At 70.5% G+C, this 23,106-nt stretch carries 20 protein-coding genes, 1 tRNA gene and 7 pseudogenes; 9 read left to right on the top strand and 19 right to left on the bottom strand.

All coding sequences use genetic code 11. The annotated features are described in order from the left end of the window. The first annotated feature begins 105 nt into the window (after nucleotides 1-105). Complete coding sequence (locus tag SY89_RS03385; RefSeq protein WP_054583150.1) at nucleotides 106-354, top strand: hypothetical protein; 249 nt, start codon at nucleotides 106-108, stop codon at nucleotides 352-354. 20 nt (nucleotides 355-374) lie between these two features. Here SY89_RS03385 and SY89_RS03380 read toward each other — a convergent pair whose 3' ends face one another. From SY89_RS03380 to SY89_RS03370, 4 genes are all read right to left on the bottom strand, one after another. Further along, a complete protein-coding gene (locus tag SY89_RS03380; RefSeq protein ID WP_054583149.1) occupies nucleotides 375-1,292 on the bottom strand; it encodes an MBL fold metallo-hydrolase in 918 nt (305 codons plus the stop codon). Nucleotides 1,293-1,491: 199 nt separating this feature from the next. After that, nucleotides 1,492-1,680, bottom strand: coding sequence for a hypothetical protein (locus SY89_RS18075; RefSeq protein ID WP_239685501.1), 189 nt, complete (start codon nucleotides 1,678-1,680; stop codon nucleotides 1,492-1,494). Next, entirely contained in the window at nucleotides 1,677-1,904 is a 228-nt protein-coding gene (locus SY89_RS18070) for an OsmC family protein (RefSeq protein WP_239685500.1), read from the bottom strand. Before SY89_RS18070 ends, SY89_RS18075 begins: the two co-directional genes overlap by 4 nt. Nucleotides 1,905-2,127: 223 nt before the next feature. After that, on the bottom strand, nucleotides 2,128-3,264 hold the full coding sequence (locus tag SY89_RS03370) for a thiolase family protein (protein WP_054583148.1): 1,137 nt from the start codon (nucleotides 3,262-3,264) through the stop codon (nucleotides 2,128-2,130). A 115-nt stretch (nucleotides 3,265-3,379) separates the two neighbouring features. Here SY89_RS03370 and SY89_RS03365 point away from each other — a divergent pair, with 115 nt between their 5' ends. Beyond that, a complete protein-coding gene (locus tag SY89_RS03365) occupies nucleotides 3,380-5,224 on the top strand; it encodes a flippase activity-associated protein Agl23 (protein ID WP_189319101.1) in 1,845 nt (614 codons plus the stop codon). 26 nt (nucleotides 5,225-5,250) lie between these two features. Further along, the gene (locus tag SY89_RS03360; protein WP_054583146.1) at nucleotides 5,251-6,573 is read left to right on the top strand and encodes an ATP-binding protein; all 1,323 of its coding nucleotides are present in this window, start codon (nucleotides 5,251-5,253) and stop codon (nucleotides 6,571-6,573) included. Nucleotides 6,574-6,616: 43 nt separating this feature from the next. Here the strand turns inward: SY89_RS03360 and SY89_RS03355 are convergent, their stop codons facing one another. The 4 genes from SY89_RS03355 to SY89_RS03340 are packed head-to-tail and all read right to left on the bottom strand — an operon-like array spanning nucleotide 6,617 to nucleotide 10,640. Then, complete coding sequence (locus SY89_RS03355; RefSeq protein WP_054583145.1) at nucleotides 6,617-7,444, bottom strand: ABC transporter permease; 828 nt, start codon at nucleotides 7,442-7,444, stop codon at nucleotides 6,617-6,619. Next, nucleotides 7,441-8,181: an ABC transporter ATP-binding protein gene (locus SY89_RS03350; protein WP_054583144.1), complete on the bottom strand. Its 741-nt coding sequence runs from the start codon at nucleotides 8,179-8,181 to the stop codon at nucleotides 7,441-7,443. Before SY89_RS03350 ends, SY89_RS03355 begins: the two co-directional genes overlap by 4 nt. Beyond that, nucleotides 8,178-10,115 carry a NosD domain-containing protein gene (locus SY89_RS03345; protein WP_054583143.1) on the bottom strand — a complete coding sequence of 646 codons (1,938 nt, stop codon included), beginning with the start codon at nucleotides 10,113-10,115 and terminating at the stop codon, nucleotides 8,178-8,180. The genes SY89_RS03350 and SY89_RS03345 overlap by 4 nt, the downstream gene beginning before the upstream one ends. Continuing rightward, on the bottom strand, nucleotides 10,116-10,640 hold the full coding sequence (locus SY89_RS03340) for a nitrous oxide reductase accessory protein NosL (RefSeq protein WP_239685499.1): 525 nt from the start codon (nucleotides 10,638-10,640) through the stop codon (nucleotides 10,116-10,118). 234 nt (nucleotides 10,641-10,874) lie between these two features. Here SY89_RS03340 and SY89_RS03335 point away from each other — a divergent pair. From SY89_RS03335 to SY89_RS03325, 3 genes and pseudogenes are all read left to right on the top strand, one after another. Continuing rightward, nucleotides 10,875-11,641, top strand: a pseudogene (locus SY89_RS03335) (Nif3-like dinuclear metal center hexameric protein). Between the two features lie 62 nt (nucleotides 11,642-11,703). Further along, nucleotides 11,704-12,812, top strand: a pseudogene (locus tag SY89_RS15670) (deoxyhypusine synthase). After that, nucleotides 12,813-13,670 carry a fructosamine kinase family protein gene (locus tag SY89_RS03325; RefSeq protein ID WP_054583140.1) on the top strand — a complete coding sequence of 286 codons (858 nt, stop codon included), beginning with the start codon at nucleotides 12,813-12,815 and terminating at the stop codon, nucleotides 13,668-13,670. It begins immediately after the preceding pseudogene. Here SY89_RS03325 and SY89_RS03320 read toward each other — a convergent pair. The 3 genes and pseudogenes from SY89_RS03320 to SY89_RS03310 form a co-directional block, all read right to left on the bottom strand. Further along, nucleotides 13,667-15,211: pseudogene (locus tag SY89_RS03320) on the bottom strand (TrkH family potassium uptake protein). The gene SY89_RS03325 and the pseudogene SY89_RS03320 sit on opposite strands and share 4 nt — an antisense overlap. Nucleotides 15,212-15,233: 22 nt before the next feature. After that, a complete protein-coding gene (locus SY89_RS03315; protein WP_054583139.1) occupies nucleotides 15,234-15,470 on the bottom strand; it encodes a hypothetical protein in 237 nt (78 codons plus the stop codon). A gap of 45 nt (nucleotides 15,471-15,515) precedes the next feature. Then, nucleotides 15,516-16,310: a DNA polymerase sliding clamp gene (locus tag SY89_RS03310; RefSeq protein ID WP_054583138.1), complete on the bottom strand. Its 795-nt coding sequence runs from the start codon at nucleotides 16,308-16,310 to the stop codon at nucleotides 15,516-15,518. Nucleotides 16,311-16,423: 113 nt separating this feature from the next. Here SY89_RS03310 and SY89_RS03305 point away from each other — a divergent pair, with 113 nt between their 5' ends. Together SY89_RS03305 and SY89_RS03300 are read left to right on the top strand one after the other, a co-directional pair. Beyond that, the gene (locus tag SY89_RS03305; RefSeq protein WP_054583137.1) at nucleotides 16,424-16,981 is read left to right on the top strand and encodes a hypothetical protein; all 558 of its coding nucleotides are present in this window, start codon (nucleotides 16,424-16,426) and stop codon (nucleotides 16,979-16,981) included. A 54-nt stretch (nucleotides 16,982-17,035) separates the two neighbouring features. After that, the gene (locus SY89_RS03300; RefSeq protein ID WP_321163886.1) at nucleotides 17,036-17,446 is read left to right on the top strand and encodes a PRC-barrel domain-containing protein; all 411 of its coding nucleotides are present in this window, start codon (nucleotides 17,036-17,038) and stop codon (nucleotides 17,444-17,446) included. Here SY89_RS03300 and SY89_RS03295 read toward each other — a convergent pair. The 7 genes and pseudogenes from SY89_RS03295 to SY89_RS03275 all read right to left on the bottom strand — a co-directional run bounded on the left by SY89_RS03295 (nucleotide 17,420) and on the right by SY89_RS03275 (nucleotide 20,875). Next, nucleotides 17,420-17,504: transfer RNA gene (locus SY89_RS03295), tRNA-Ser, on the bottom strand. The two genes, SY89_RS03300 and SY89_RS03295, sit on opposite strands and share 27 nt — an antisense overlap. Nucleotides 17,505-17,559: 55 nt before the next feature. Further along, on the bottom strand, nucleotides 17,560-18,039 hold the full coding sequence (locus SY89_RS17050) for a DUF7519 family protein (RefSeq protein ID WP_054583136.1): 480 nt from the start codon (nucleotides 18,037-18,039) through the stop codon (nucleotides 17,560-17,562). Nucleotides 18,040-18,094: 55 nt separating this feature from the next. After that, a pseudogene (locus SY89_RS03285) lies at nucleotides 18,095-19,367 on the bottom strand (DUF58 domain-containing protein). Further along, nucleotides 19,364-19,507 (bottom strand): hypothetical protein, encoded by a 144-nt coding sequence (locus tag SY89_RS17045; protein WP_189319100.1) that lies wholly within the window; start codon nucleotides 19,505-19,507, stop codon nucleotides 19,364-19,366. Before SY89_RS17045 ends, SY89_RS03285 begins: the two are co-directional and overlap by 4 nt. Then, nucleotides 19,480-19,614, bottom strand: a pseudogene (locus SY89_RS19800) (DUF7269 family protein); the annotation flags it as partial. The pseudogene SY89_RS19800 and the gene SY89_RS17045, both read right to left, overlap by 28 nt. A 104-nt stretch (nucleotides 19,615-19,718) precedes the next feature. Continuing rightward, nucleotides 19,719-19,925, bottom strand: a pseudogene (locus tag SY89_RS19795) (DUF7269 family protein); the annotation flags it as partial. After that, a complete protein-coding gene (locus SY89_RS03275; protein WP_054583134.1) occupies nucleotides 19,922-20,875 on the bottom strand; it encodes a DUF4129 domain-containing protein in 954 nt (317 codons plus the stop codon). The pseudogene SY89_RS19795 and the gene SY89_RS03275, both read right to left, overlap by 4 nt. Before the next feature lie 94 nt (nucleotides 20,876-20,969). Here SY89_RS03275 and SY89_RS03270 point away from each other — a divergent pair, with 94 nt between their 5' ends. After that, the gene (locus tag SY89_RS03270; RefSeq protein WP_054583133.1) at nucleotides 20,970-22,013 is read left to right on the top strand and encodes an NAD(P)/FAD-dependent oxidoreductase; all 1,044 of its coding nucleotides are present in this window, start codon (nucleotides 20,970-20,972) and stop codon (nucleotides 22,011-22,013) included. On the opposite strand, the pseudogene SY89_RS03265 reads toward SY89_RS03270, so the two are convergent. Next, a pseudogene (locus SY89_RS03265) lies at nucleotides 22,010-23,063 on the bottom strand (zinc-dependent alcohol dehydrogenase family protein). The gene SY89_RS03270 and the pseudogene SY89_RS03265 overlap by 4 nt on opposite strands. Nucleotides 23,064-23,106 lie beyond the last annotated feature (43 nt).

Below are 23,106 nucleotides of genomic sequence, written 5' to 3'. Positions count from 1 at the left end.
CGACGCCGACGAAGGGAGTACCGATCAGTTAGTACTGAACTTCGATGAGTCGGCGGATGTGGGGGCAACGGCATCAACGACGACGCAGTCTCGCGGTTCGACTACGTGTTCCGGATCACGAACAGCGGGACGCAGTTCGTCCGACTGGGCATCGACAAGACCGCTCTCTCACACCCGGAGAAGTGGGACTTCTACCCGTACGGCGACGCTTTGGACTCCTACCCCAACTGGGACGAAGGATACACTGGCCCCGGGATCTCCCCTGGCGACTCGATGGCTGTCGGCGTCCGAATCGACACCACGGGCGGCGTCGACCTCTCGGGCGGCGGTATCGTCATCAAGGCACAAGGGTAGACACCGCAGTGCGGTGCTACCTAGCCCACTCTACTCCTTCGCCCCCAAATACGCCAACACCCCCGCGTATTCAGCCGCGCCTCCGCCGCGGCCTTCCGCTCGCCCCACACCTCGGCGCCGGCCATCTCGTCGGCGTGGTCGACGAAGTGCTCGATCACCGCGTCGTCGTCGCCCAGCTCCGCCCGCTTGCGCCGAACCGCCTCGACCCACTCCATCAGCGTGCGCTTGTAGCCGTTCAGGAACGCCTCGTCGAACGCCCGCGGGCCGAAGTGCGAGAACGCCAGGATCTCCGGTTCGAGGTCCGCGATGGTCGACACGTCCCGCCGGGCCTGGTCTAGGTCGAACTGCGGCGGCGGCGTCGTCTCCCGGATCGTGTCCACGGAGGGGATGTACAGCCCCGCGGCGTCGCCGGTGTAGACGATCCCCGCGTCGGCGTCGTGGAACACGTGCTGGTGGGGCGCGTGCCCCGGTGCCTCGTGGGCGACGAGCGTGCGGTCGCCGAGATCCACCGCGTCGCCGTCCGCGAGGCGGGTGACTCGTTCGTCCGGGATCGGCTCGGGTTCGGCGTAGTACTGCCACTGGTCGCCGACCGCGTCCTTGGTGCCGGCGACGAGGCGGTCCGGCTCGATCAGGTGTCGCGCGCCGCGCTCGTGGATGTACGCCTGTGCGTCCGGGTGGGCCGCAAGCAGGTGGCCGGCGCCGCCGGCGTGGTCGAGGTGGACGTGCGTGAGCACCACCGCGTCCAGACTGTCGATCCCCAGTTCGTCCAGTGCGTCGGCGATCCGCTCGTAGTCGCCGCCGGTGCCGGAGTCGACGACGGCGGTGCGCTCGCCGTCGATGACGTACACCGAGCCGTACTCGGGCACGTCGTACATCCCGGTGTCGACGTAGTGGACGTTCTCGGCTCCTTCGACCGCGGTCACGTCGCCGATAGCCATGGCCGGGCGTTGGTGGCTGCGGGTGAAAGCGGTTCGGGTACGCCGACTTCGGTCACAGGGACGCAGTTGGTTCCGGTTGAACCCGCGATTGCTGATCGGTTGTCTCGACTCGACTGCAGAGACAGCCCCCATCGACGGCCCTCGAAAAAGGCAGCGTACGCGTCCCAACCCCTGTGGGCCGGATCTCACGCGGTTCTGTTCAATCGAGCGAGACTGAGACGCCGGTCTCGTTTTCGACGTTATCAGTGACCGGGCACCGATCTTCCACGTTCGACAGCCACGCGTCGAGGTCCGCATCGCCCGCCGTCTCGACCGACAGCGAAACCTCGACGCCCTGGAGCCCCGCTCGGTCGTCGACGTCTTCGCCCCGGTACGTCGCGTAGTTCACGTCCCCTGGATCGTCGCCTCGAGGGATTCGATGTCGATGTCCATGTCTCGTGCGACCATCGTCCCGGTCAAGTTGAGACAGGCAACCAGGGAGCCGAGCAAGTACTCGACGGGGTTTACGTCCTTACCGACGACGAACTCGGCGTCACCAGTACTGACTTCCGTCCGTCGGGGGCTGAGACGCGATGCTGTGAGTTCGTAGTTCGAGAGTTCTGAATCGCCCATGTGTGGACAGTTACGCGGCCAAGAGTATACCGTTTGTTTTCCCGCCCGGGAGCGGCGTCAGCGAGCCGCTCCGAGCCAGGAGCGAACGGAGCGTCCGGTTCACCCACCGAACTCGACTGGGAGGCCCCAGCGGTGGGGCGGTGCGGTCGCAAGTGGCCAAGCAGCGAACGGTTGGCGCTGGTCGCCGTCGCGGTCGACCAGCCACAAAACCGCAGTCGCGGCCTCAGTCCATCAGGAACTCGATCGCGGCGCCCTGCCCGAAGCCGACACAGAGCGTCGCCAGCCCGCGCGAGTCGCCGCGCTTCTCCATCTCGTGCAGCAGCGTCACGGGCAGCCGCGCCCCGCTGGCGCCGAGGGGGTGACCGATCGCGATGGCGCCGCCGTTGACGTTGAACTGGTCGTCCGGGATCCCCAGCTCCTCCTGGGCGTACACACACTGGGAGGCGAACGCCTCGTTCAGTTCCACGAGGTCGTAGTCCTCGATATCCGTCCCGGCACGTTCGAGCAGCCCCTTCGTCGCCGGCACGGGACCGATCCCCATCACCGTCGGGTCGACGCCGGCGACCTCGTTCGTGCCGATCTCGGCCATGATCTCCAGATCGTTCGCCTCGGCGAACTCCCGGGAGGTGACCATCACCAGCGACGCGCCGTCGGAGATCTGGCTGGAGTTGCCCGCGGTCACCGTCCCGTCGCCGGTGAACGCCGGCGGGAGGCCGGCCAGCTTCTCGGCGGTCGTCCCCGGGCGGAGCCCCTCGTCCTCCTCGACGACGCCGTCGTCGGTCTCGATCGGGACGATCTCGTCGTCGAAGCGGCCGGACTCGGTGGCCTCAACCGCGCGCTGTTGGCTCCGGGCGGCGTACTCGTCCTGCTGCTCACGGCTCACGCCGTACTCCTCGGCGACTTTCTCGGCGGTCATCCCCATCTGGAGCTGGAAGATGTTGTACTGCTCGCCGAGTTCGGGGTGGAGGTACTCGTAGGAGTCGCCGTCCATCGGCACCCGGGACATGTTCTCGACGCCGCCGGCGACGATGCAGTCGCGGTTCCCCGCGGCCACGGCGTCGGCGGCGGAGATGATCGCCTGCATCGAGGAGGCACACCAGCGGTTGATCGTCGTCGCCGGCGTCCCCTCGCCCAGCGAGGAGAGCAGCGCGATCACGCGGGCGACGTTGTTGTCCTGCTCGCCGCGCTGCTGGGCGACGCCCCACATCAGGTCCTCGACCTGCTCGGGGTCGACGCCGGTGGTCTCGAGGGCGTCCTCGATCAGCGGCACCGAGAGATCCTCGCTTCTGGTCTCCGCGAAGACGCCGTCCTGCTTCCCCTGCGGGGTCCGGCGTGCGTGTACGACGACAGGTGTCGACATACCTCAGCCTGCGTTCGGGACGGGCATAAATCCGACCGAACGCGGCGTGCGTGGTCGAAGGTTTCCGGAGGCCGACGGAGAAAGTACTTACAGCACCGCCCGGACGCTCTCGAACGTGTTCCGCCCCGCTCGCTGGGCGCGCCGTCGCCCGGTCGTGGCCGTCCTGGCGCTGACCGCGCTCGCCCTCCTCCTCCGACTGGTCGCCCTGGGCGACCGCACCGTCCACTGGGACGAGGCCCGCGTCGCCTACTGGACGCTGCGCTACGTCCGCGGCGCCGGCTTCGCCTACCGGCCGATCATCCACGGCCCGTTCGTCCCGATCGTCGCCGGCGCGCTGTTCGAACGCCTCGGCCCGACGGCGTTCGTGGCCCGGCTCCCGGTCGCCGTCATCGGCGGCCTCGCGCCGCTGTCGGCGCTGCTGTTCCGCCGGCCCGGCGAGTCGGCGGGGCCGGCCACCGACCGACTCCCCCGTCTCGGCCTCTCGGACGCCGAGACCGTCGCCCTCGCGGCGCTGCTCGCGGGCACGCCGACTCTCGTCTACTACTCGCGGTTCATGCGCTCGGACGTGCCACTCGCCGTGTTCGCGCTGTTCGCGCTCGGCTGCACCGTCCGGGCGCTCGCGACGGGGCGTCGACGCCACGTCGTCGCCGCCGGCCTGTTCGCGGGGCTCGCGGTCCCGACGAAGGAGAACGTGGTGCTGTACGCCGCCTGCGCGGTCGGGACGGCGGCGGTCGCGGTCGGCTGGCCAGCAGTCGGCTCGCTACTCCCGTGGCGCGAATCGGCGGCCGACCCGCCTCCCGAAACGGCGCTCCGCGACTCGCTCGTCCGGGCGCGGGCCGTCGCCGCCCGCCACCTCCCCGCGGTGCCGCTGGCGCTGCTCGTGGCGCTCGTCCCGATCGTGTTCTTCCTCGCGCCGCGTGGGCCCGCTGGCGACCCCTCGCTCGGTGCGGCGCTGGCGGGCGACGCCGGCTGGCTCGGGCTGATCGAGCGTGCCACCCTGGGAACGTGGGAGACGTTCAGGTCGAGCCTCTGGACCGGCAGCCGGAGCCACTCCTACCCGGAGTACGCGGGGAAGCTCTGGGGCTACCTGCTGGTCGGCGCGCTCCCGGTGGCCGTCGGCGCCGGCGCCGCGTTCGTCCGAGAGCTTCGCTCGCCGTCGCGGCCGATCGTCGTCCCGCTGGTCGCCTGGGGCGTGGCGTCGATGCTGGGCTACCCGCTGGCGACGGACATCCCCGCGCCGTGGATCTCGATCCACCTCCTGATGCCGCTGCTCGTTCCCGCGGCCGTCGGCTGGGTCGCACTCGCTCGCGGGCGGGCGTGGGAGTTCACCGTCGACGGACCGGCCGACGGCGCCGCCGACCGCCTGCCGGATGCCGACGCCCGCAAGCGGTACGCCCGCTACGCGCTCGCGGCGTTGGTGGTACTCTCGGCCGTGCAGGTGCCGCTGGTGCTCGCGGCCACGTCGATCACACCGCCGCTGTACGTGAACGTGCTCGCGCAGTCGGCACAGCCGCCCGACGATCTCTCACCGGTGCAGGCGACCGTCGCGGACGCGGCCGACGACGGCGGCGTGCTGTTCTACGGCGAGGAGTACTACCTGCCCAACGAGTCCGTCGACAGGACGCCACCGGCCGACGGGGAGAACTGGCTCGGCTGGTGGCTCAACCGCCTCCCGATGGCGTGGTACGCCGAACAGGCCGATGCTCCCACGGCGTACGCCCGCGGCGCCGACGCGCTGAGCGAGCGGGCGTCGATACCGCCGGTGGTGTTCGCGGACCCCAGCGAGGCCGACTCGGCGGCGGCCGTGCTCACCGATCGGGGGTACCAGCGCACGCGCTACGACCTCGGGCTCTACCACGAGCAGGCGGTCGTGACGTTCGTCGACGAGTCGCGACTGGATCGTGGGCGAACGAACAGATCCGCCCACGGGTGGCCGATAGTGGGGGTCCGACGCGCTTAACCGACTGGGGCGGCAACTCTGTCAGGATGAGCGACCCCGCCGTCGACGTCGTAGAGTTCCTGTTGACTGCACACACGTACACCGAGGAGGACGACCTCGACGAGGACGACCTCCCACCCCGGTACCGGCAGGTGTTCTGGTCCGACGGGTCGATCGAGCGCCCGCTGGCGGTTACGCAGGACCGCGCGCGCACCGCCACCAGCGTCGATCACCCGTGGGACGCCGTCTCGGATCTGCTCTTTACCCAGCGGACGGAGTTCTCCGGCGAGATCTCGCTGACCCAGCCCGATATGGCGCTCGAGTGGTATCTCGACCACGCCGACGAGGACCGCCTCGCCGCCAACCCCACGCTGGCCTACGCCGCCGAGCACGCCGACGTCGAGGTCGGCGTCACCCGCGAGCAGGCCCGCGAGGACAATCAGCCGATCCAGGCCGACCGCGTCTGGATCGACTCCCTGCTCGACGAGTACTTCGACGAGGACGACGACGCCGAGATGCTCGATCTCGTCCACATTCTCGCGCCCGAGGAGATCGAGACGACCCTCGACGATCTGGTGCTGACCGAGGACCAGAACGACGAGGTGAACAAGATCGTCACCGCGATCGAGAACCGCGACTACCTCGCCAGCATCGGCCTGAGCGAGATCGGGAAGATCCTGTTCGTCGGCCCGCCCGGCACCGGGAAGACCACCATCTCCCGGGGGCTGGCCCACGAGCTCGGCCTCCCGTTCGTCGAAGTGAAGCTCTCGATGGTCACCAGCCAGTACCTCGGCGAGACGGCCAAGAACGTCGAGAAGACGTTCGAGGTCGCCAAGCGGCTCTCGCCGTGTATCCTGTTCATCGACGAGTTCGACTCCGTCGCCAAGACGCGGAAGTCCGACGAGCACGCCGCGCTCAAGCGGGCGGTCAACACGCTGCTCAAGAGCATCGACGACATCTCGCTGGTGCGCGACGAGGTGCTCACGGTGGCCGCCACGAACCACCCCGACCAGCTCGACGCCGCCGCCTGGCGGCGCTTCGACGAGGTCGTGAACTTCCCCAAGCCCGACCGCCAGATGCGTGCGGACATCCTCCGTATCGTCACGCAGGACATGCAGATGGGCGACTTCGATCCCGAGGTCGTCGCCGAGGAGACCGAGGGGCTCACCGGCTCCGACCTCCGGATGGTGCTGCGCGAGGCGGTCCTCCAGGCGCTCACCGAAGGGCGCCGTGAGCTCACCCAGCAGGACGTGATGAACGCCGTCCAGGGGTTCGAGGAGCGGGACAACCTCAAGAACATGGACATGATCGACGGCGAGGGCGCCGCGATCGCCGGCGACGGCGGCCACGATCACGATCACGACCACTAGCGTCACTCTTCTCGGCGACAGGACGACTGCCGCCGACCGGTTTTCAGCGTTCGACTGGGCGCCAGACCGCCACGGCGGCGGTGGCAAGCGCCGCCACGGTCCAGCCCGCGAGCCCCAGCGCGCTGACCAGCGGGTGGCCCGTCGCGACCCCGGGATCAGCCGCGATCGCCGGCCTGATCGCCAGTTCGAGCACGAGCCCGCGGAACGCGCTGGCGGGCGCCAGCCCGACGAGCACGCCGATCAGGTCGCCGACGAACCCCGTCGTCAGCAGCGCCACGAGCGCGAGGTCGGCGACGAACGCCACGATCACGACGACGCCAACGCCCGCCGCGAGCGCCTCGCGGTCGGTCCGGGCGAGCGCAGACGCCGCCAGCACGAACGCGACCGTCGCGAGCACGTACCAGCCGGCGAAGAGCACGAACCGGCCGTAGATCAGCGGCGTGTCGCCCGCGGAGTGTGTCGCCAGGAACGACGAGGTCGCCGGCGCGCCGAGCCCCGCGACGACGCCGGCGGCCCCGAGCACCGCGACGACGAGCACGAACGCGGGGAGTGCGCGGCCGACGAACACCCCGAGCACGTACTCGAGTCGCGACACCGAGTACGTCCGGAGGATCGACAGCGTGCCGCGCTCGTCGTCGCCGCGGATCGACTGGAAGGCGATGGCGAATGCGAGCACCGGAACGAGCAGTTCGACCGGCAACAGCAGGTCGTACGTCAGCGAGACGTAGCCGCCGGGCGAGCCCATCGAGGCGCCGCCGAGGCCGATCACGACGGCGGCAAACGCCGCCGCGACCGCGAGCAGCGCCCGGTTCCGCAGCAGCGTCCGAACCTCGCGGCCCGCGACCGCGGCGACGAGGCGGGGACGGATCACGCCGAATCCCCCTCCGTCCGCGCGTCGATGTCGACTGCGTCCCGGCCGGAGCCGGCGACCGTCGCCGAGAACACGTCCCGGAGCCGCTCGGCGCCGGCCTGCTCGACGAGGGCGGCGGGCGAGCCGTCGAGGACGAACTCGCCGTTGGCGATCAGGAGCACCCGATCGGCGTACCGCGAGACGGCTTCGAGGTCGTGGCTCGTCGTGAGCACGAGCCGGCCGTCGGCGGCCATCGACGCCGCGGCCTCGAAGATGTGGTCGGCGATGTCCGGGTCGAGCCCGCTGGTGGGCTCGTCCAGCACGACGACCGGCGGGTCGCCGATCAGCGCCTGGGCGAGCCCCAACAGCCGCGTCATCCCGCCGGAGAGCTCGTCGACGCGGCGATCGGTCGCGCCGCCCAGCCCCACGCGGGAGAGGATGGCGTCGGCGTCGACCTCGGTCTCGACCAGCGAGCCGTAGAACGCGACGACCTCGCGGACGGTGAAGCCGGGGCGGAACCGCGGCGACTGCGGGAGGTACGCGACGGTCCGGCCGGTCGTCGCCGGCCGGGTGACCGTCCCGGTGTCGAGCGATCGCAGGCCGGCAAACAGTTCGAGCGCCGTGGTCTTCCCGGAGCCGTTCGGCCCGACGAGCGCGACGAACGTCCCGTCTTCGAGCGCGACGCTCGCGTCGTCGAGGATCGTCACGTCGCCGAAGGCGAACGAGGCGTCCGCGAACTCGAGCACGGGCTCGCTCATCCGGCCACCTCCGTCACGTTGCCCGACGCCCGGAGCTCGGCGAGCGTCTCCGGGCGGGCGGGCGTCGTCCGCGGCGCTACGTCGACGACGCCGGTCGCACGCAGTCCGGGGACGGTCTCCTGCACCGTGCGAACGAGATCGACCGCCGGCGAGCGTCCGAGCGTCCACGCGCCCGGCGTCGTCTGGACGCGGGAGTCGACCGGCCCGGTCGGCCGGAACGCGCGTTCGTAGTGGCCATCGCCGTCGGTGTCGCTCCCGGGTGCCGGCCCCCAGTAGTTACCCTGCTCCCCGACGGTCCAGACGCGGAGCGGGCCGATGCTGGCCGTCGCCGCCTGCTCGTTCCCGACGATGTCGTTCGCGGTCAGGAGGTTCGTCGCGAGCGCGTCGCCGGCCCGGAGCCCAACGTCGTTGCCGACGACGGTGTTGTGGGTGTACAGCGACTGCGTGCTGTACACGTTGAACCCGCGGCCGTTGTTGACGACGACGTTCCCCCTGAAGTACGACTGCGACCCCGCGGTGGAGATGCCGACCCGGGAGTTACGCACGTCGTTGCCGACGAGGAGGTTGCCCGACGGGCGAGTCATCATGAAGATCCCCGCGTTCGAGTCGCGGGCGGTGTTGTTTCGCAGCAGTGAGTCGGAAGTGTACATTTCGTGGATCCCGAAGCGGTGGTCGGTGAACTCGCTGTCCCGGACGACGATCCCGTCGGCGCGGTGGGTGTAGATCCCGTCGCGGCCGCCGCTGAATCGCGTGTCCTCGACGACGATCGGCTCGTACATCGCGACCAGCCCCATAAAGCCCTCCTGGGTGCCGCCGGCGACGGCGACTGTCGACTCGCGGACCACGGTGCCCTGGCTATCGAGCGTGACGATGCCCGAGGCCGGCGTCTCGATCGAGACGTTCGCCACGAGCGAGCGCTCGGCGTTGATGAACCGGACTGCCGCGTCGCCCCGGCCGTAAGCGAGTTCGACGTTTTTCGACCAGTTCAGCCCCTCGATCTGCGTCGTGTTGAGCATGCTCCGTCGGCTCCCCACGTCGCCGACGCCGTCGACCCGGAGATCAGTGAGGGTGGTTCGGGGCGCCGCGATCGTGACCACGGTGCCGTTGCCGTTGCCCCGGATCGTCGTCGCGTTCCCGGCGCCGGCGATCGTCAGCGACTTGTTGACGACCAGCCCGTCGGTGTGGTAGGTGCCCGGCGGGAGTTCGACGGTCGTGTTCGGCGGGGCGGCCGCGACGGCGGCGGCGAGGCTCTCGGCGTCCTCGCCGACGACGATCGACGTGGGGCGGTCGCGAGCGGTCGTCGCGGCGACGCTATCGTTCGCCCACGTCGAGCGGTTTTCGACCGCGGCCCGGAGCGTCGCCGCCGACGCCGGTTCGCGGGCCTGTACCCGCTCGGTGACTGCCGTCCAGGGGACGATCTCGCCGCCGTAGGCGTCGACGAACGCCGCCGCGTCGTCGCGGTCGGAAAAGGGGACCGCGACGGGGCCGCTCGGCAGGCGAGCGCGGCTGTCGACGACGATCACGGTCTCCTCGGCCGGGGCGAACTCGACTTCGCCCTCGGCGGTCAGGTAGCCGTCGTCGGTAAGCGAGGCGTTGGCGCCCGCGTAGTCGGAGACGAACGCCGCGACGGGCTGGCCGAAGCGTTGTTCGTGGCCGGTTCGGCCCTGCTCGGCGACGTAGGAGCCGACGCTGTTGAAGCCGACCACGTACTCGTAGGCCGAGTAGTACACCTCCACCCGGGGGATCGAGAGCCCCTTCGCCTCGGTCTGGCGGACGGTCTCGTCGGTGAGGCCGAGCGTGAACGTGTCTCCGAACGGGACGGGCTCGACGTCGTCGGCGGCGCCGACGGGAACGACGAGCGTGGCGCTCAGAACCACCACGGCGACCACGAACACCGTCGCGAACGCGGTCAACGGGAGGCTTCGCGCGGCCATCTACCGCCCGAGCGTCGAGATGAGCTCCGGCGATACCTCCTCGAAGCTGACGATGTCGCCGCCGTACTCCGACTGGAACGACTCGGCGTCCCCCGCCTCGGAGAACGCGATCAGGTCTTCACCCATCGCGCCGACCACCGACGAGCCGGCGACGAACGTGACCGTCGTCGCGTCGACGAACGAGTCGGCGTCGTAGTGCGTCGAGATGATCTCCTGGTCGTCGTCGGTCCGGATCTCGTAGTCGACCGTGGAGTAGTCGGTCACGTAGAACGCCTCGCGGCTCCAGTCCTCGTGTTCGAAGTCGAACTGGAACGCCTCCCACGTGCTGTCGAACCGCGCGGGGTTGTCGTGCCCGGCCGGCTGCTCGTCGGCGTAGAAGATCTCCGAGGTCGGGCCGGGGTGCTGGGAGATGACCATGCCACAGACGTCACAGGTAGCGTCTTCGGACAGCGTCACTGCTTCGGGTGCGCCGCCGTCGCCGCCGAGACAGCCGGCGAGACCGGCAGTGATCCCGGCGGTCGCCACGATTGCGTGGCGGCGAGTACAACTGGCGCCCGTCGCCGACGCGTCAGAACTGTCACCGTGGTTTGGATCGCGTTTGCTGGGAGTCATGGGCAGGTGTGGCGGTCGCCGCCACAGCAGGGCGACACCGCTCACGTGGTTGAAGATACGTCGCGCTGGCGCAAAGGAGTATTGGTGCGACAGTCGAACGCTGCCCGGAGTCGGGGGTACAAACCGCGCGCGCTCTACCGCCCAGCCATGGACCGCGCCGAGTTCGTCGACCGACTCGACGAGGAGCTCCGGACCGACGACTACGCCGACGTCGACGCCAGCCCCAACGGGCTACAGATCGGCCGCCGCGAGGGCGAGGTCGAGACCGTCGCGTTCGCGGTCGACGCCGCCGACGCGACGATCGAGGCCGCGCTCGACGCCGGCGCCGACGCGCTGGTCACCCACCACGGCCTGGTGTGGGGCGGGCTGGACCGCGTGACCGGCCGGGAGTACGAACGGATCGAGCCGCTGATCCGCAACGACCTCCCGCTGTACGTCTCGCACCTGCCACTCGACGGGCATCCGACGCTCGGGAACGCCGCCGGGGTCGCCGACCTGCTCGACCTCCACGCCCGGGAGCCGTTCGGCGAGGTCGGCCCGGAGACCGTCGGCCTGCTCGGCGAGCGCAACGAGCCGATCACCGTCGGCGCGCTGTCGGGGCTGTTGGCCGACGAACTCGACACTGGTGAGGAAGGGGTCCAGACGCTCGCCTTCGGCCCCGAGGAGATCGAGCGCGTCGCCGTCCTGACGGGCAGCGGCACCGACTGGCTCGGGGAGGCCGTCGACGCTGGCGCCGACGTGCTAGTCACGGGCGAGGGGAAACAGCAGGTGTACCACGAGGCCCGCGAAGCGGGGATCAACGTGCTGCTCGCGGGGCACTACGCGACGGAGACCTTCGGGTACGGTCGCTGCAGGCGCTGACCGAGGAGTGGGGGCTGGAGACGGTGTTCGTCGATCACCCGACGGGACTCTGAGCCGCCGGGAGGGGTACCCACGTATCGGGTGCTTCAAGCCCGTACCGCCACGAGACGGGTGTATGAGTGAGGACGCCGATCACGGGGAGGAGACCGAACGCCGGGAGTTCCAGCACGACCCGATCGGGCACGCCTCCGTCAGCGCGGGGATGAGCGTGGGCGAGCTCGTCGAGCAGTATGGCGACGCCGGCATCGGCGCCGCCGCAGTCCACGAGGCCGCCGACGTGTACACCGAGATGCTCGAGGACGACGACTGCGCCGTCTTCCTCTCGCTGGCGGGGGCGATGGTGCCCGCCGGGATGCGGGAGGTCGTCGCCGGCCTGATCCGGGAGGGCCACGTCGACGCGCTGGTCACGACCGGCGCGAACCTGACCCACGACGCGATCGAGGCCATCGGCGGCAAGCACCACCACGGGAGCGTCCACGGACACGGCCACGGTGATGGGGAGCACGGCCACGAGGGCGAAGGCCACGGCGAACACGGCCACGACGAGGACCACCCCAAACACGCCTCGGGCTCGGGCACGCGCGACCACGACGAGCGCCTGCGCGAGGAGGGCGTCGACCGCATCTACAACGTCTACCTGCCACAGGAGCACTTCGCGCTGTTCGAGGAGCATCTCCGAGAGCACGTGTTCCCGCCGCTCGAGGCGGAGGGCGTCGTCAGCATCGAACGGTTCACTCGCGAGCTGGGGCGGGCGAACAGCGAGGTGAACGCCGCGGAGGAGATCGACGAGGGCCCGGGCATCGCCGCCGCGGCGTACGAGAACGACGTACCGATCTACTGTCCGGCGGTGCAGGACTCGGTGCTCGGCCTGCAGGCGTGGGTGTACTCCCAGACCTCCGAGTTCTCGCTGGACGCGCTGGCGGACATGACCGGGCTGACGGACCTCGCCTTCGAGTCCGAGCGCGCGGGCTGTCTGCTGGTCGGCGGCGGCGTGCCGAAGAACTTCACCCTCCAGACGATGCTCGTGACGCCGGGTGCGTACGACTACGGCGTCCAGATCACCATGGACCCCGAGGCGACCGGCGGGCTCTCGGGCGCGACGCTCGACGAGGCCCGGTCCTGGGGAAGTTCGAGCCCGACGCGCGCAACGCGACGATCGTCGGCGACGCGACCGTGTTCCTGCCGATGCTGGTCGCGAACGCCCTGGAGACGCTGGACGGGTAGATGGACGCCCCAATCCGTGCGGCCGTCGAGTCGTGGGCCGACGCACCGATCGTCGACGCCGCCGAACTCGACGGCGGCGAGGTGGGCAGCGTCCACCGCGTCGACCTCGCGGACGGCCGCCGGCTCGTCGCCAAGGCCGCCGCGACGGATCTCCGGACCGAGGCGCGGATGCTCCGCCACCTCGCCGACCACGGGCTCACGGTTCCCGAAGTGTTCCACGCCAGCGAGGCGCTGCTCGTGCTCGAGTTCGTCGAGGGCGACTCCGAGATCACGCCCGCCGTCGAGCGCGATCTCGCCGACCGACTCGCCGCGCTGCACGCCGAGTCGGCGCCGACGTTCGGCTTCCCGGTCGACACGCTCACCGGGAAGCTCGACCTGCCGAACCCACGGGAGGCGGACTGGCCGACGTTTTTCGGCGAGTACCGGCTCGGCTACATGGCCGACCGTGCCGAGACGGAAGGGCTGCTGCCGGCGAGCGACGCCGAGCGCATCGACGAACTCGTCGACGACCTGCCGGCGCTGCTGGATCACGACCCGGCGCCGTCGCTGATCCACGGCGACGTGTGGACCGAGAACCTCGTGACCGACGGCGAGTCGGTGCGGGCGTTCCTCGATCCCGCCTGCTACTACGCCGACCCGGAAGTCGAACTGGCCTACGTCGACTGGACCGGGACGGGCGGGGAGGCGTTCTTCGAGCGGTATCGGGAGCGAGCGGCGGGGCCGGACGGGGGACTCCCCGACGGCGTTGCCGGCCGGCGGCCGATCTACCGACTACTGCCGCTGCTGGTGCATCTGCGTCACTTCGGCGACGAGTACCGCGAGCCGGTTCGGGAGACGCTGGCCGAACTGGGGTACTAGCGCGTCCAGAACGACGACGTGAAGATCACCAGCACCGAGAGGATCTCCAGCCGACCGATCCACATGAGGAACACCATGTACAGTTTCGCGGCGCCCGAGAACGCCAGGAAGCTGTTCATCGGGCCGACAGGGCCGAAGCCCGGACCGACGTTGCCCAGCGTCGCGATGGCGACGCTCATCGCCTCCAGGCCCGACAGCGTCACGTCGGGCGTCCGGAAGCTGTCGAGGTAGAGCAGCATCGTCGAGACCGCAAAGAGCACCACGAACACCGTCACGAACACGAACACCTCGCGGATAGTGGTCTCGTCGATGACCTCGTCGTTCAGCCGGACCGGCCTGACGGCCTCGGGGTGGGCGGCGACGAACAGCGAACGGTCGGCCGCCCGCTTCGCGATCACCCAGCGCACGATCTTGATCGACCCCGCGGCAGAGCCGGCCGAGCCGCCGAGGAAGTACGCGAACAGCAGGACCGTCTGCGCGGAAGCGTCCCACGTGTTGAAGTCCATACTCGCGTAGCCGGTGGTCGTGACGATCGCGATCACCTGGAACAGCCCCTGCCGGAGCGCGTTCTCGAGGTTGCCGGCGACGGCGTCGACGTTCGTCGGCGTCTCGGCCATCCCGACGCCCGCGAACAGGACTGCGGAGACGACCGCACCGAACCCCGCGATGACGAGGAGGTACGCGCGGAACTCCGCGTTGTCGGTCAGGTGACGGGGCTCCCCGTTGAACACGTGCCAGAACAGCGCGAAGTTGGTCCCCGCGATCAGCATAAAGGGCATCATCGCCCACTGGATCGCCGGCGCGAACGCCTCGGCGCTGCGGGCTTCGGGCGAGAACCCGCCCGTTGGGAGCGTGGTGAGCGCGTGGGCGACGGCGTTGTAGAGGTCCATGTTCGGCGCGACGTCGACGACGCCGAGCGCGAAGTAGACCAGCGCCGCGAGCAGGGTGAACCCGCGTAGATCCCCCAGAGCGCGCGGGCGGTCTCCTGGATCCGCGGGGTGAGCTTGTCGAGGCTCAGCCCCGGCGCCTCTTGGTTCATTACCTGTGCGCCGCCGACGGACATCTCGGGCAGGATCGCCACCATGAGGACGAGAATCCCCATCCCCCGAGCCACTGGGTGAGCTGGCGCCACAGCAGCATCGCGTGGCCGTGCCGTTCGGTGGAGATCTCGCCCAGCACGGTCGCGCCGGTGGTCGTGAACCCGCTCATGCTCTCGAACAGCGCGTTGATCGGCGCGGCGACCGTGCCGGTCCCGGCGACGAGGTACGGCACCGTCCCGCGAGCGGGACGACCAGCCAGGCGAGACTGACGAGGAGGAACGCCTCGCGCCGACCCAGTTCGTCGTCAGTGCCGAGGCGCTCGAACAGCAGGCCCGTCCCGAGCATCACGGCGCTCGTGGCGACGAAGGGGACGGGGCTCTCGCCGTAGTAGAGGGCGGCCAGCAGCGGGATCAGCGGCGTGACACCGAGATACTTCAGGACGCGGCCGACGAAGCCGACGCTCACGCGGTAATCGACGTACGTGCTCGGGAGTGAAACCATCGAGTGTTCGTCTCTGTCGGTTTCAGTTCGTGCCCGAACAGGGAGCGAGGGCGATCTCCTCGATCCGGGCCTGTTCGTCCGCGATGCGTCGGAGTTCGACCGCCATCCCCTCGGCGTCGCCGTCGCTCTCGATCTGCGCCATCCGGTCGGCGGTGCTGGCGAGCAGCGCCGCCGCCTCGGCGATCGTCTCCCGCTCCTCGGGGTCGAGACGGGTGACGATCTCGGAGTAGCATCGTTCGGTTGGCTCTTCGGTGCTCATACCGGCCGTTCTCGGGGCGGGACTATCAAACCCCGGCGTGCCGAGTCAGGCGACCGAGCGCCGGGGAGAGAGCAGGAACGTCGCCTCGCCCGGGCCGTCGGCGAGGTCGAAGCCGAGCGTCACCGGCTGCTCGGTACCCAGTGCGATCGTCACCTCGCTGTCGGCGGGGATCGGGCGCGCCATCTCGCGGAGGTAGTCGAGACTGAACAGCGACTCGACCGCGGCGGGCGAGAGCGCGGCGAGATCGTCGCCGTCGAACGCCAGCGCCACGTCGTCGGTGTCGCCGCTGGCCTCCGCGTAGAACGCCGCCGGGTCCGCGTCGACGCCCAGCGTGAGGTGGGTCGACACCATCTCGGCGGCGTCGACGATCCGCGACACGTCGCTGCCCGCGATCGCCAGTTCGGCCGGACAGTCGTACTCCATCTCGGCGGGGTCCAGCGGCTCGCGGATCGCCTCGGGGTCGATCAGCCCCAGCGTGTAGGCGAGTTCGCCCACCAGCACGTGGAGGCGACGGCGCTCGGCGTCGAGGACGAGCCGAACCGAATCCCCCGGATCCGCGAGGCCGACGACCTCCCCGAGCCGGCTCACGTCGACGCCGACGGTCTCGCCGTTGGCGGCGTACTGCTCGAACGCGTCGGCCGGGAGATCGAGCGAGACGGCGGCGACGCTCGCGGGATCGACCGCGCGGACGTGGAGGCCGTCGGCGGCCAGTTCGAGCCGACACTCGTCGACGAGCGCGCCGAGGACGGCCAGCGAGTCGTCGAGTCGGTCGGCGTCGATCGTCGCGTCGACGGCGGGGTCCTGCGGGAGCGACACGGTCGGCGAGACGGCTTCGGACATGGTCGAACCCGCGTCCGGCTTCTGTATAAGCATTTTTACCAGTAGTGTGGTGGATAATCAATTACCAAGTATTTAACGCCACTTTTATCCACATCCATACCCGTTTTCGAAGTATGGTCGATAGTGATCGCGAGCGCGGAATCCTGAGCGAGGCCGACCGCGCGTACCTGCGCGGGGAGACGACGTTCTCGAGCGTTCAGTCGGAGCGCAACGCGCGGGCGCGGATCCGCGACCGGCTGTTCGAGGCGGTTCGGGACTTCGAACTCCTGATCGAGCGGCTCGACGACCACGACCGCGAGCTGGTGTTCGGGAAACGGTTCGGGAACCTGGCCGGCGCCGACGCGTTCGACGCGCTGGTGTCGGCCCAAGCGCTGCTGTACCGTGGCGTCGACGACACCGACCTCGACTTCGCGACGGTGCTGCACGAGGCGATCAACGTCGCCGAGGCGAGCGATGGCCGGGCGGCGACGGTCGACCTGGACGTGACGTACGAGCGGCTGAGCCCGGAGAGCCTGCTGCACAAGCTGGAGCAGGGCGAGGAGCTGTCGCTGACGGAGCTGGCGTACCTCCACGGCCACGACGACGTGAGCCGGGACCGGTTGGCGCGCTACGTCGCCGACGACGAGACCGTCGACGACGGCCGGATCCAGTCGAAAGTGACGGAGTTCTAGCGGCGGGGACGCCGGCTGTCCGGGAGAAGTGCCGAGGGATGGTGAACCGCGAGCGTGACGCTCGCCGTCGTTGCCGCACGGACCGCGGGTCGTCTGCACCGCCGAGCACGGTGTTTTAGTGGGACTCGGTCGAAACGGACGGGCGTGTCCCCCGTCCTTGCAAGCGAGCTCTCCGAGAAGTCAGTGATGAGTACCGATGGCCAGCACGTCGGTGAGCTGCACACGCTCACCCTCGACCCGGCGACGGGCGAACTGGAGACGCTGGTCGTGAACACCGAGCAGTCGGCGATCTTCGGGATCGATCAACGGGAGGATGGACGGATCCATCTCCCGGCGAGCGTGCTCGAGAGCGTCAGCGAGCAACTCATCATCAGCCCCCGACTCTGGGCTAATCGTCGACGACGAGCCGCGGCGCCGGTCGACGTGACGCCTGAAAAACGCCGAGGAAGGGATTTGAACCCTTGAGTCCGTGAGGACAGTAGATTTCGAATCTACCGCCTTGGCCAGGCTAGGCTACCTCGGCTCACCCAACCGTCGGACGTGCTCCGGTTAATCGGTTACGATTCACCGCAGCGCGTTCACCAGCGCGACAGCGCCGACCACCAGCAGGAACACCGACGCGATCGGCTGGCCCCCGCCGCGGCGAGATACACCGCGTAGCCGATGGCGACGGCGAGGCTCCCGACGAGAACCGACGAGACGACGTGGACGGTCTCGCCCCGCATGGTGTCGGTCTCCCTCCCCAACTGCTCGCCCACCGAGACGGCGTTGCTGGCGGCGTCCCACGCGAGCACCCCCGTCAGGGCGCCGACGAGCACGAGCAGCGGCGGCGCGCCGGTGTAGCCCGCGTACAGCGCGCCGAGCACCAGGACCCCGCCGCCGTTGGTGATCAGCCGACGCGACGCGACCGCGAGCCCGGCGAGCAGCACGACCAGCCCCAGCCCCGAGACGGCACCGCCGGTGGGGACGACGACGGCCGTCGCCGCGACCGAGAGCAGCGCGAACCCGGCCGCGACGGCGACGCCGAAGCGGGACGGCTCGCGAGTGATTTCGCTCATCGAGGCCACCTCCGACGGCGCCGGCAGTCGGTGTTGTGGACTCGACGCGTGCAGGTCATCGAGACCACCTCCGCGTCGCCCGGGCGAGTTCGACCGCCAGCGGCCGCTCGCCCCAGTCGATCACCCGGATCCCGTGGCTCCGGAGCCGGCGGAGCCGCGTGTCGCGTTCGAGCCGGGCGAGCCGGCGGGTCGCCGTGTCGTCGGTCGTCGGGTCGGGGCTGATCAGCGTCAGCTGGTGGCCGTAGGCGTTCAGTCGCTCCGCGACCGTCGCGATGTAGTCGTCGGTGGCCGGGCTGAACAGCACGATCTGGGCGTCCGCGGGCAGTCGGCGCCGGAGCCGGCGCAGCGCGATCGAGGGGTAGAACGGCTCTTCCGAGGGTGACACCGAGAACGACGGGTGGTCCGCGAGCAGGCGCCGGGCGGTCGCGCGGTGCTGCTCGCCCGTCGCGGGCGCGAGCCAGCAGGCTTCGGGGCCGTAGCTGGCGATCCCCACCCGATCGCCCGTCGAGAGTAGCGCCGAGAACGCCTCGCCCGCGGCCTCGACGCTGCGCTCGACCGCGTTCGGCGTGTCCTCGTCCGGCGCCCGGTAGGCCGCCTCCCGGCTGTCGACCAGCAGCACCACCGTCGCCGCCCGCTCCTCGCGGAACGAGACCGTCGAGAGCTCGCCGCTGCGGGCGTAGCGGTTCCAGTCCACCCGCGAGAGCGGGTCCCCCGTCGGTACTCCCGAGTCGAGTGGAACTCCAGGCCCGAGCCCGCCACGTCGGTCGCGACCCGCCCGGAGTACGGCGTCGTCAGCCCGCGTAGCGGTAGATCGCTGCTGGCTTCGAGGGTGGGGAGACAGCGCAGCGTCGTCGCGGCGTCGACCTCGACAACCCGCTCTCGCGAGCCGCTGGCGTTGCGAACGACCGCCGTCAGCGGCTCCCACTCGTGGCTGCCACGCGTCGCCGTCACCGTGTAGCTGAACGTCGCGCGCTTGCCGGGGCGGAGTGCGGTCCCCAATCGGGCGGCGCCGTCGCTGACCGAGAGCCCCGGGGGACGCCGTCGATCAATCGCAGGTCCGGAACCGTCGCCGAGCCGGCGTTCTCGACGGTGACCGTCACCGTCACCTCGTCGTCCGGGCTGGGCGACGCCTCGGAGAGCTCCCGCTCGACAGCGAGATCGGCCGGCGGCGCGTCGCCGAACCGGGCGTAGGCCGCGAAACCGACGCCGACGAGTGCGACGAGGAACAGGCTGGGGCGCTGGAACGGCAGGCCGAGCGCGAACGCCGCGAACGCCAGCGCGCCGATCCCCGCCCAGTGCTCGGTGTCGACGGCGTCGACGTAGCTCATCCGTCACCCTCGTGGCTGACGAGGTCGTCGACGACCCCGACCGTGCGGGCGAACGCCGCCTCGTACTGCGAGAACGGCGCCGTCGCGAGCAGGCGCGCCCGCTCGGCCGGGGGAGCCGGACCTCGTCGCTCAGAAACCACGCCGCAACCGGGTCCTCGGTCCACTCGCCCGTCCGGAGCCGCTCGCGGGCCGCGGACTCGCTGCAGCCCTCGGCGTCGGCGACGGCCGCGGCGGCGACGGTCGCGATCCGCTCGCGGATCTGCTCGCGTGGGCGATCCCCCGGCGAGAGGAGCGACGCGCGTAGCGGAGGGTTTCACGAAGGTCGTCGCCCGGCGTCGGCGCCTCGTAGCGGCGCTCGGGGTCGCCGGTGTCGGTCTCCCGGAGCGGCGTCCGGCGGCGACTGAGCGCGGTCGTGACGGACTGGACGCCGGCGGCGACCGCGATCAGGAGCACGAACACCCAGGTCGCGGGGATCAGGCCGGCGAACTCCTGCCGGAAGGAGACGAACAGCCCCACGAGCACGGCGACGGCGCCGAAGGCGGCGAGTCGGCGCCTCATTCCTCGGCCTCCGCGTAGCTCTCCTCGATCCGGCGCAGCGCCGCCGTCGCGCGCTGTTCGCGCTCCTCGGTCACGTCCTGATCGCCGTACCGGACCGCCTCGAACAGGTCAGTGAGCTCGTTCACGTCGTCGGGCGCCATCCCGGCGTCGACGGCCGCGGTCGCGAACTCGGCGGGCGTCGAGGACTCGGGCCGCTCGACCGCGAGGTGTTCGGTCATCTCCGCCCACGCCCGGAACACCTCGTTGTCGAAGGTGTCGCCGGTCTCGATGCGGTCGGCGGCCCGGCCCGCCGCCCGGCCGACGGCGGCGATGTCGGTCTCCTCGTCGTCGGCGTCGCGCTCGCGGTCGACTACCGCATCCACAACGTCGTCCGCAGAGGCGACGTAGAGCAGCACGATCGCCGCCAGCACCAGCACGACCAGCACGATCACGAGCAGCACCGACGGCTGGCTGGCCGCCGTCTCCGCGGCGGCGCCGAGGCTGCCGCCGCCGGTCTCGTTGGCGGTGCTCGTCCGGTTCGCCGGCTGGGCGGGCTGGAGCCCCTCCCGGATCGTCTGACAGCCCGCGAGCGCGAACCACATCAGGTAGACGATCGGCCCGTAGAGCAGGGCCGTCAGGATCCCCATCCCCAGCGAGCCGGTGCGCCACCAGACGTAGCCCGCGAGCGCGGCGACGCTGCCGGCGATCAGTAGCTTCGCCGGCAGCGTCTGGAGGATACTCATACAGGCGCCGCTGATCTCGCCGGTCCACTGCATCCCGCCGCTACCGCCGCCACTCGAGTTGCTGGCCGCGTCGCTCCCGTCGCCGCTCCCGAGCCCGCCGCCGCTGCCGTCGCCGAGACCGGCGCCGGAGTCGGTCGCGGCGGGGTTCTCGAGCGTGGCGCCCGCGGCGCCGATCGCGAGGAGGGCAAGGAGGGCGAGGACGACTGCGACCGCGGTGTCCCGCTGCACGCCGTGTGCTAATCACAACCGAGGTATAGTGGTTTCGTTGACTCTTCGTGCCGCGACCGGGACGTTTGATGCCGTCCCCGGCCCGAGTCCACGTATGACCAGCATCGGAGTCGTCGGCGCCGGCGTCGCGGCAGCCGCGGCGACGTTCGTCGTCGACGAGGCGCGCCCGAACGCCGACGTGACCGTTCTGGAGAAATCGGGCGGCCTCGGCGGCCGCGCGGCGACCCGCCGCCACGACGACCTGACGTACGACTACGGGGCGAACTACGTCAAGTCAGCGAGTGAGCGCGTCTCGGACCTGTTGACCGAGCAGCTCGACGACGACGGCCTCGTCGACGTGGCGGAACGAGTGTACACCTTCGACGAACACGGCGAGGTGACGCCGGGCCGCGAGCCGGACGGCCACAAGTGGTCCTACCGGGCGGGACTGACCCAGATCGCGAAACGGCTGTTCGCGCGAACCGGCGCGGCTGTGCACCGTCGGACCCGAGTCGAAACGGTCCGGCGCGATCCGGCGGCGGGGACGTGGACGCTCGTCGACGCCGACGGCGAGTCCTGGGGCCCGTTCGACGCCGTCGTCCTCAATCCGCCCGCACCACAGACCGCCGACCTGCTCCGGGGGTCCGAGTGGGAGTCGCCGGTGAAAGCCGCCCTCGTCGACGCCATCGCGGACGTGCCCTTCCGCACGATCTGGACGGCCGTGTTGCACTACCCCTTCGAACTCGACCGGCCGTACTACGCGCTGGTGAACACCGACAAGGAGCACGCGGTGGGGTGGATCTCCCGCGAGGAGTGCAAGCCCGGCCACGTCCCCGACGGCGAGTCGCTACTGGTAGTCCAGGCGAACCACGACTGGTCCGTCGAGCGCTACGACGACGACCCGACGGCGAACGTCGACGCGCTCGCGGCACACGCCGCCGAGATCGTCGGTGACGACCGACTGACTGATCCGGACTGGACCGACCACCAGGGCTGGCGCTACGCGCTGACGGCGGGGAGCGCGCTTGCCGGGCCGCTCGACAGCGCCGAGGACGCGGGGCTCTACTGCACCGGCGACTGGGTCGCCGGCGAGGCACGCGTGCACGCCGCCCTGGAGAACGGCCTCGAAGTCGGCGAGAAGCTGGCGTTCGGGCTCTAGAACGTGAGGATCTCGATTCCGTCGGTGTCGTAGGTGGTCATCGCCGCCAGCCGGTCTGACACGTCGTCGAGTCCGACCTCGCGGCCGACGAGCGCGCCGGGGTCGAGCGTGCCGTCGTCGACCATCGCCAGCAGTTCGTCGAACCGTGCGGGCGGCATCCCCCGGGAGCCGAGCCAGTCGATCTCCCAGCGGGTCATCCAGTCGGTCGGGAGCGGGATCTCGCCTTTCTCGGCGTCGGTCGTTAGCCCCACCTGCACGTGGGCGCCACGGGAGCGCAGACAGCGCACGGAGTTGCGAGCGGTCTCGGCACGGCCGAGCGCGTCGACGCTGACTGCGGCGCCGCCGTCGGTGATTTCGTGGATCGACTCGACCACGTCGACCTCGCTGCCGTCGACGACCTCGCTCGCGCCCACGTCGGCCGCGCGGGCGAGCGCGGCGTCGTTCACGTCGACGGCGATCGGCCGGGCCCCCAGCGCGTCGGCGATCTGGATCGCCGAGAGCCCCACCCCGCCGCAGCCGTGGATCGCGACCCAGTCGCCGCCGCCCACGTCGGCGCGGTGGGCCAGCGCGTGGAACGCCGTCATGTACCGGCAGCCGACGGCGGCCACGTCGCGGAAGCTCACCCCGCAGGGAGGGTCTGGAGGTTGTGGTCGGCGTGGGGCACGCCCACTTTCTCGGCGAAGGCGCCCGGCACGTCGCGCTCGAACCCCAGCGCGTGGCCGTCCTCGCAGGTGTTGCCGTGGCCGGTCCGGCACTCGCCACAGCCCCCGCAGCCGAGACTGAACGGGACGACCACACGGTCGCCGACTGCGAACCGCTCCACGTCGTCGCCCACGTCGACGACGCGGCCGGCCGGCTCGTGGCCCAGCACGTAATCGAGCGGCACCTGATCGTCGGCCCACTCGCCGTGGCCCTGCCAGGCGTGCCAGTCGCTCCGGCAGATGCCGCAGGCCTCGACGGCGACGACGGCGCCGTCGGGGCGGGCTCGGGGTCCGGAACCTCGGTCACGTCGAGCGGTTCGCCGTACTCGCGGAGCACTGCGGCGCGCATTTGCCGGGGGTTTGGGTGGGGTGTGGGTAGGGTTGTCGGGGGG

The organism is Halolamina pelagica, from assembly GCF_001307315.1.
GTDB classification, from domain to species: Archaea; Halobacteriota; Halobacteria; order Halobacteriales; family Haloferacaceae; genus Halolamina; species Halolamina pelagica_B.
This window is presented reverse-complemented; position numbering and strand designations above follow the sequence as displayed.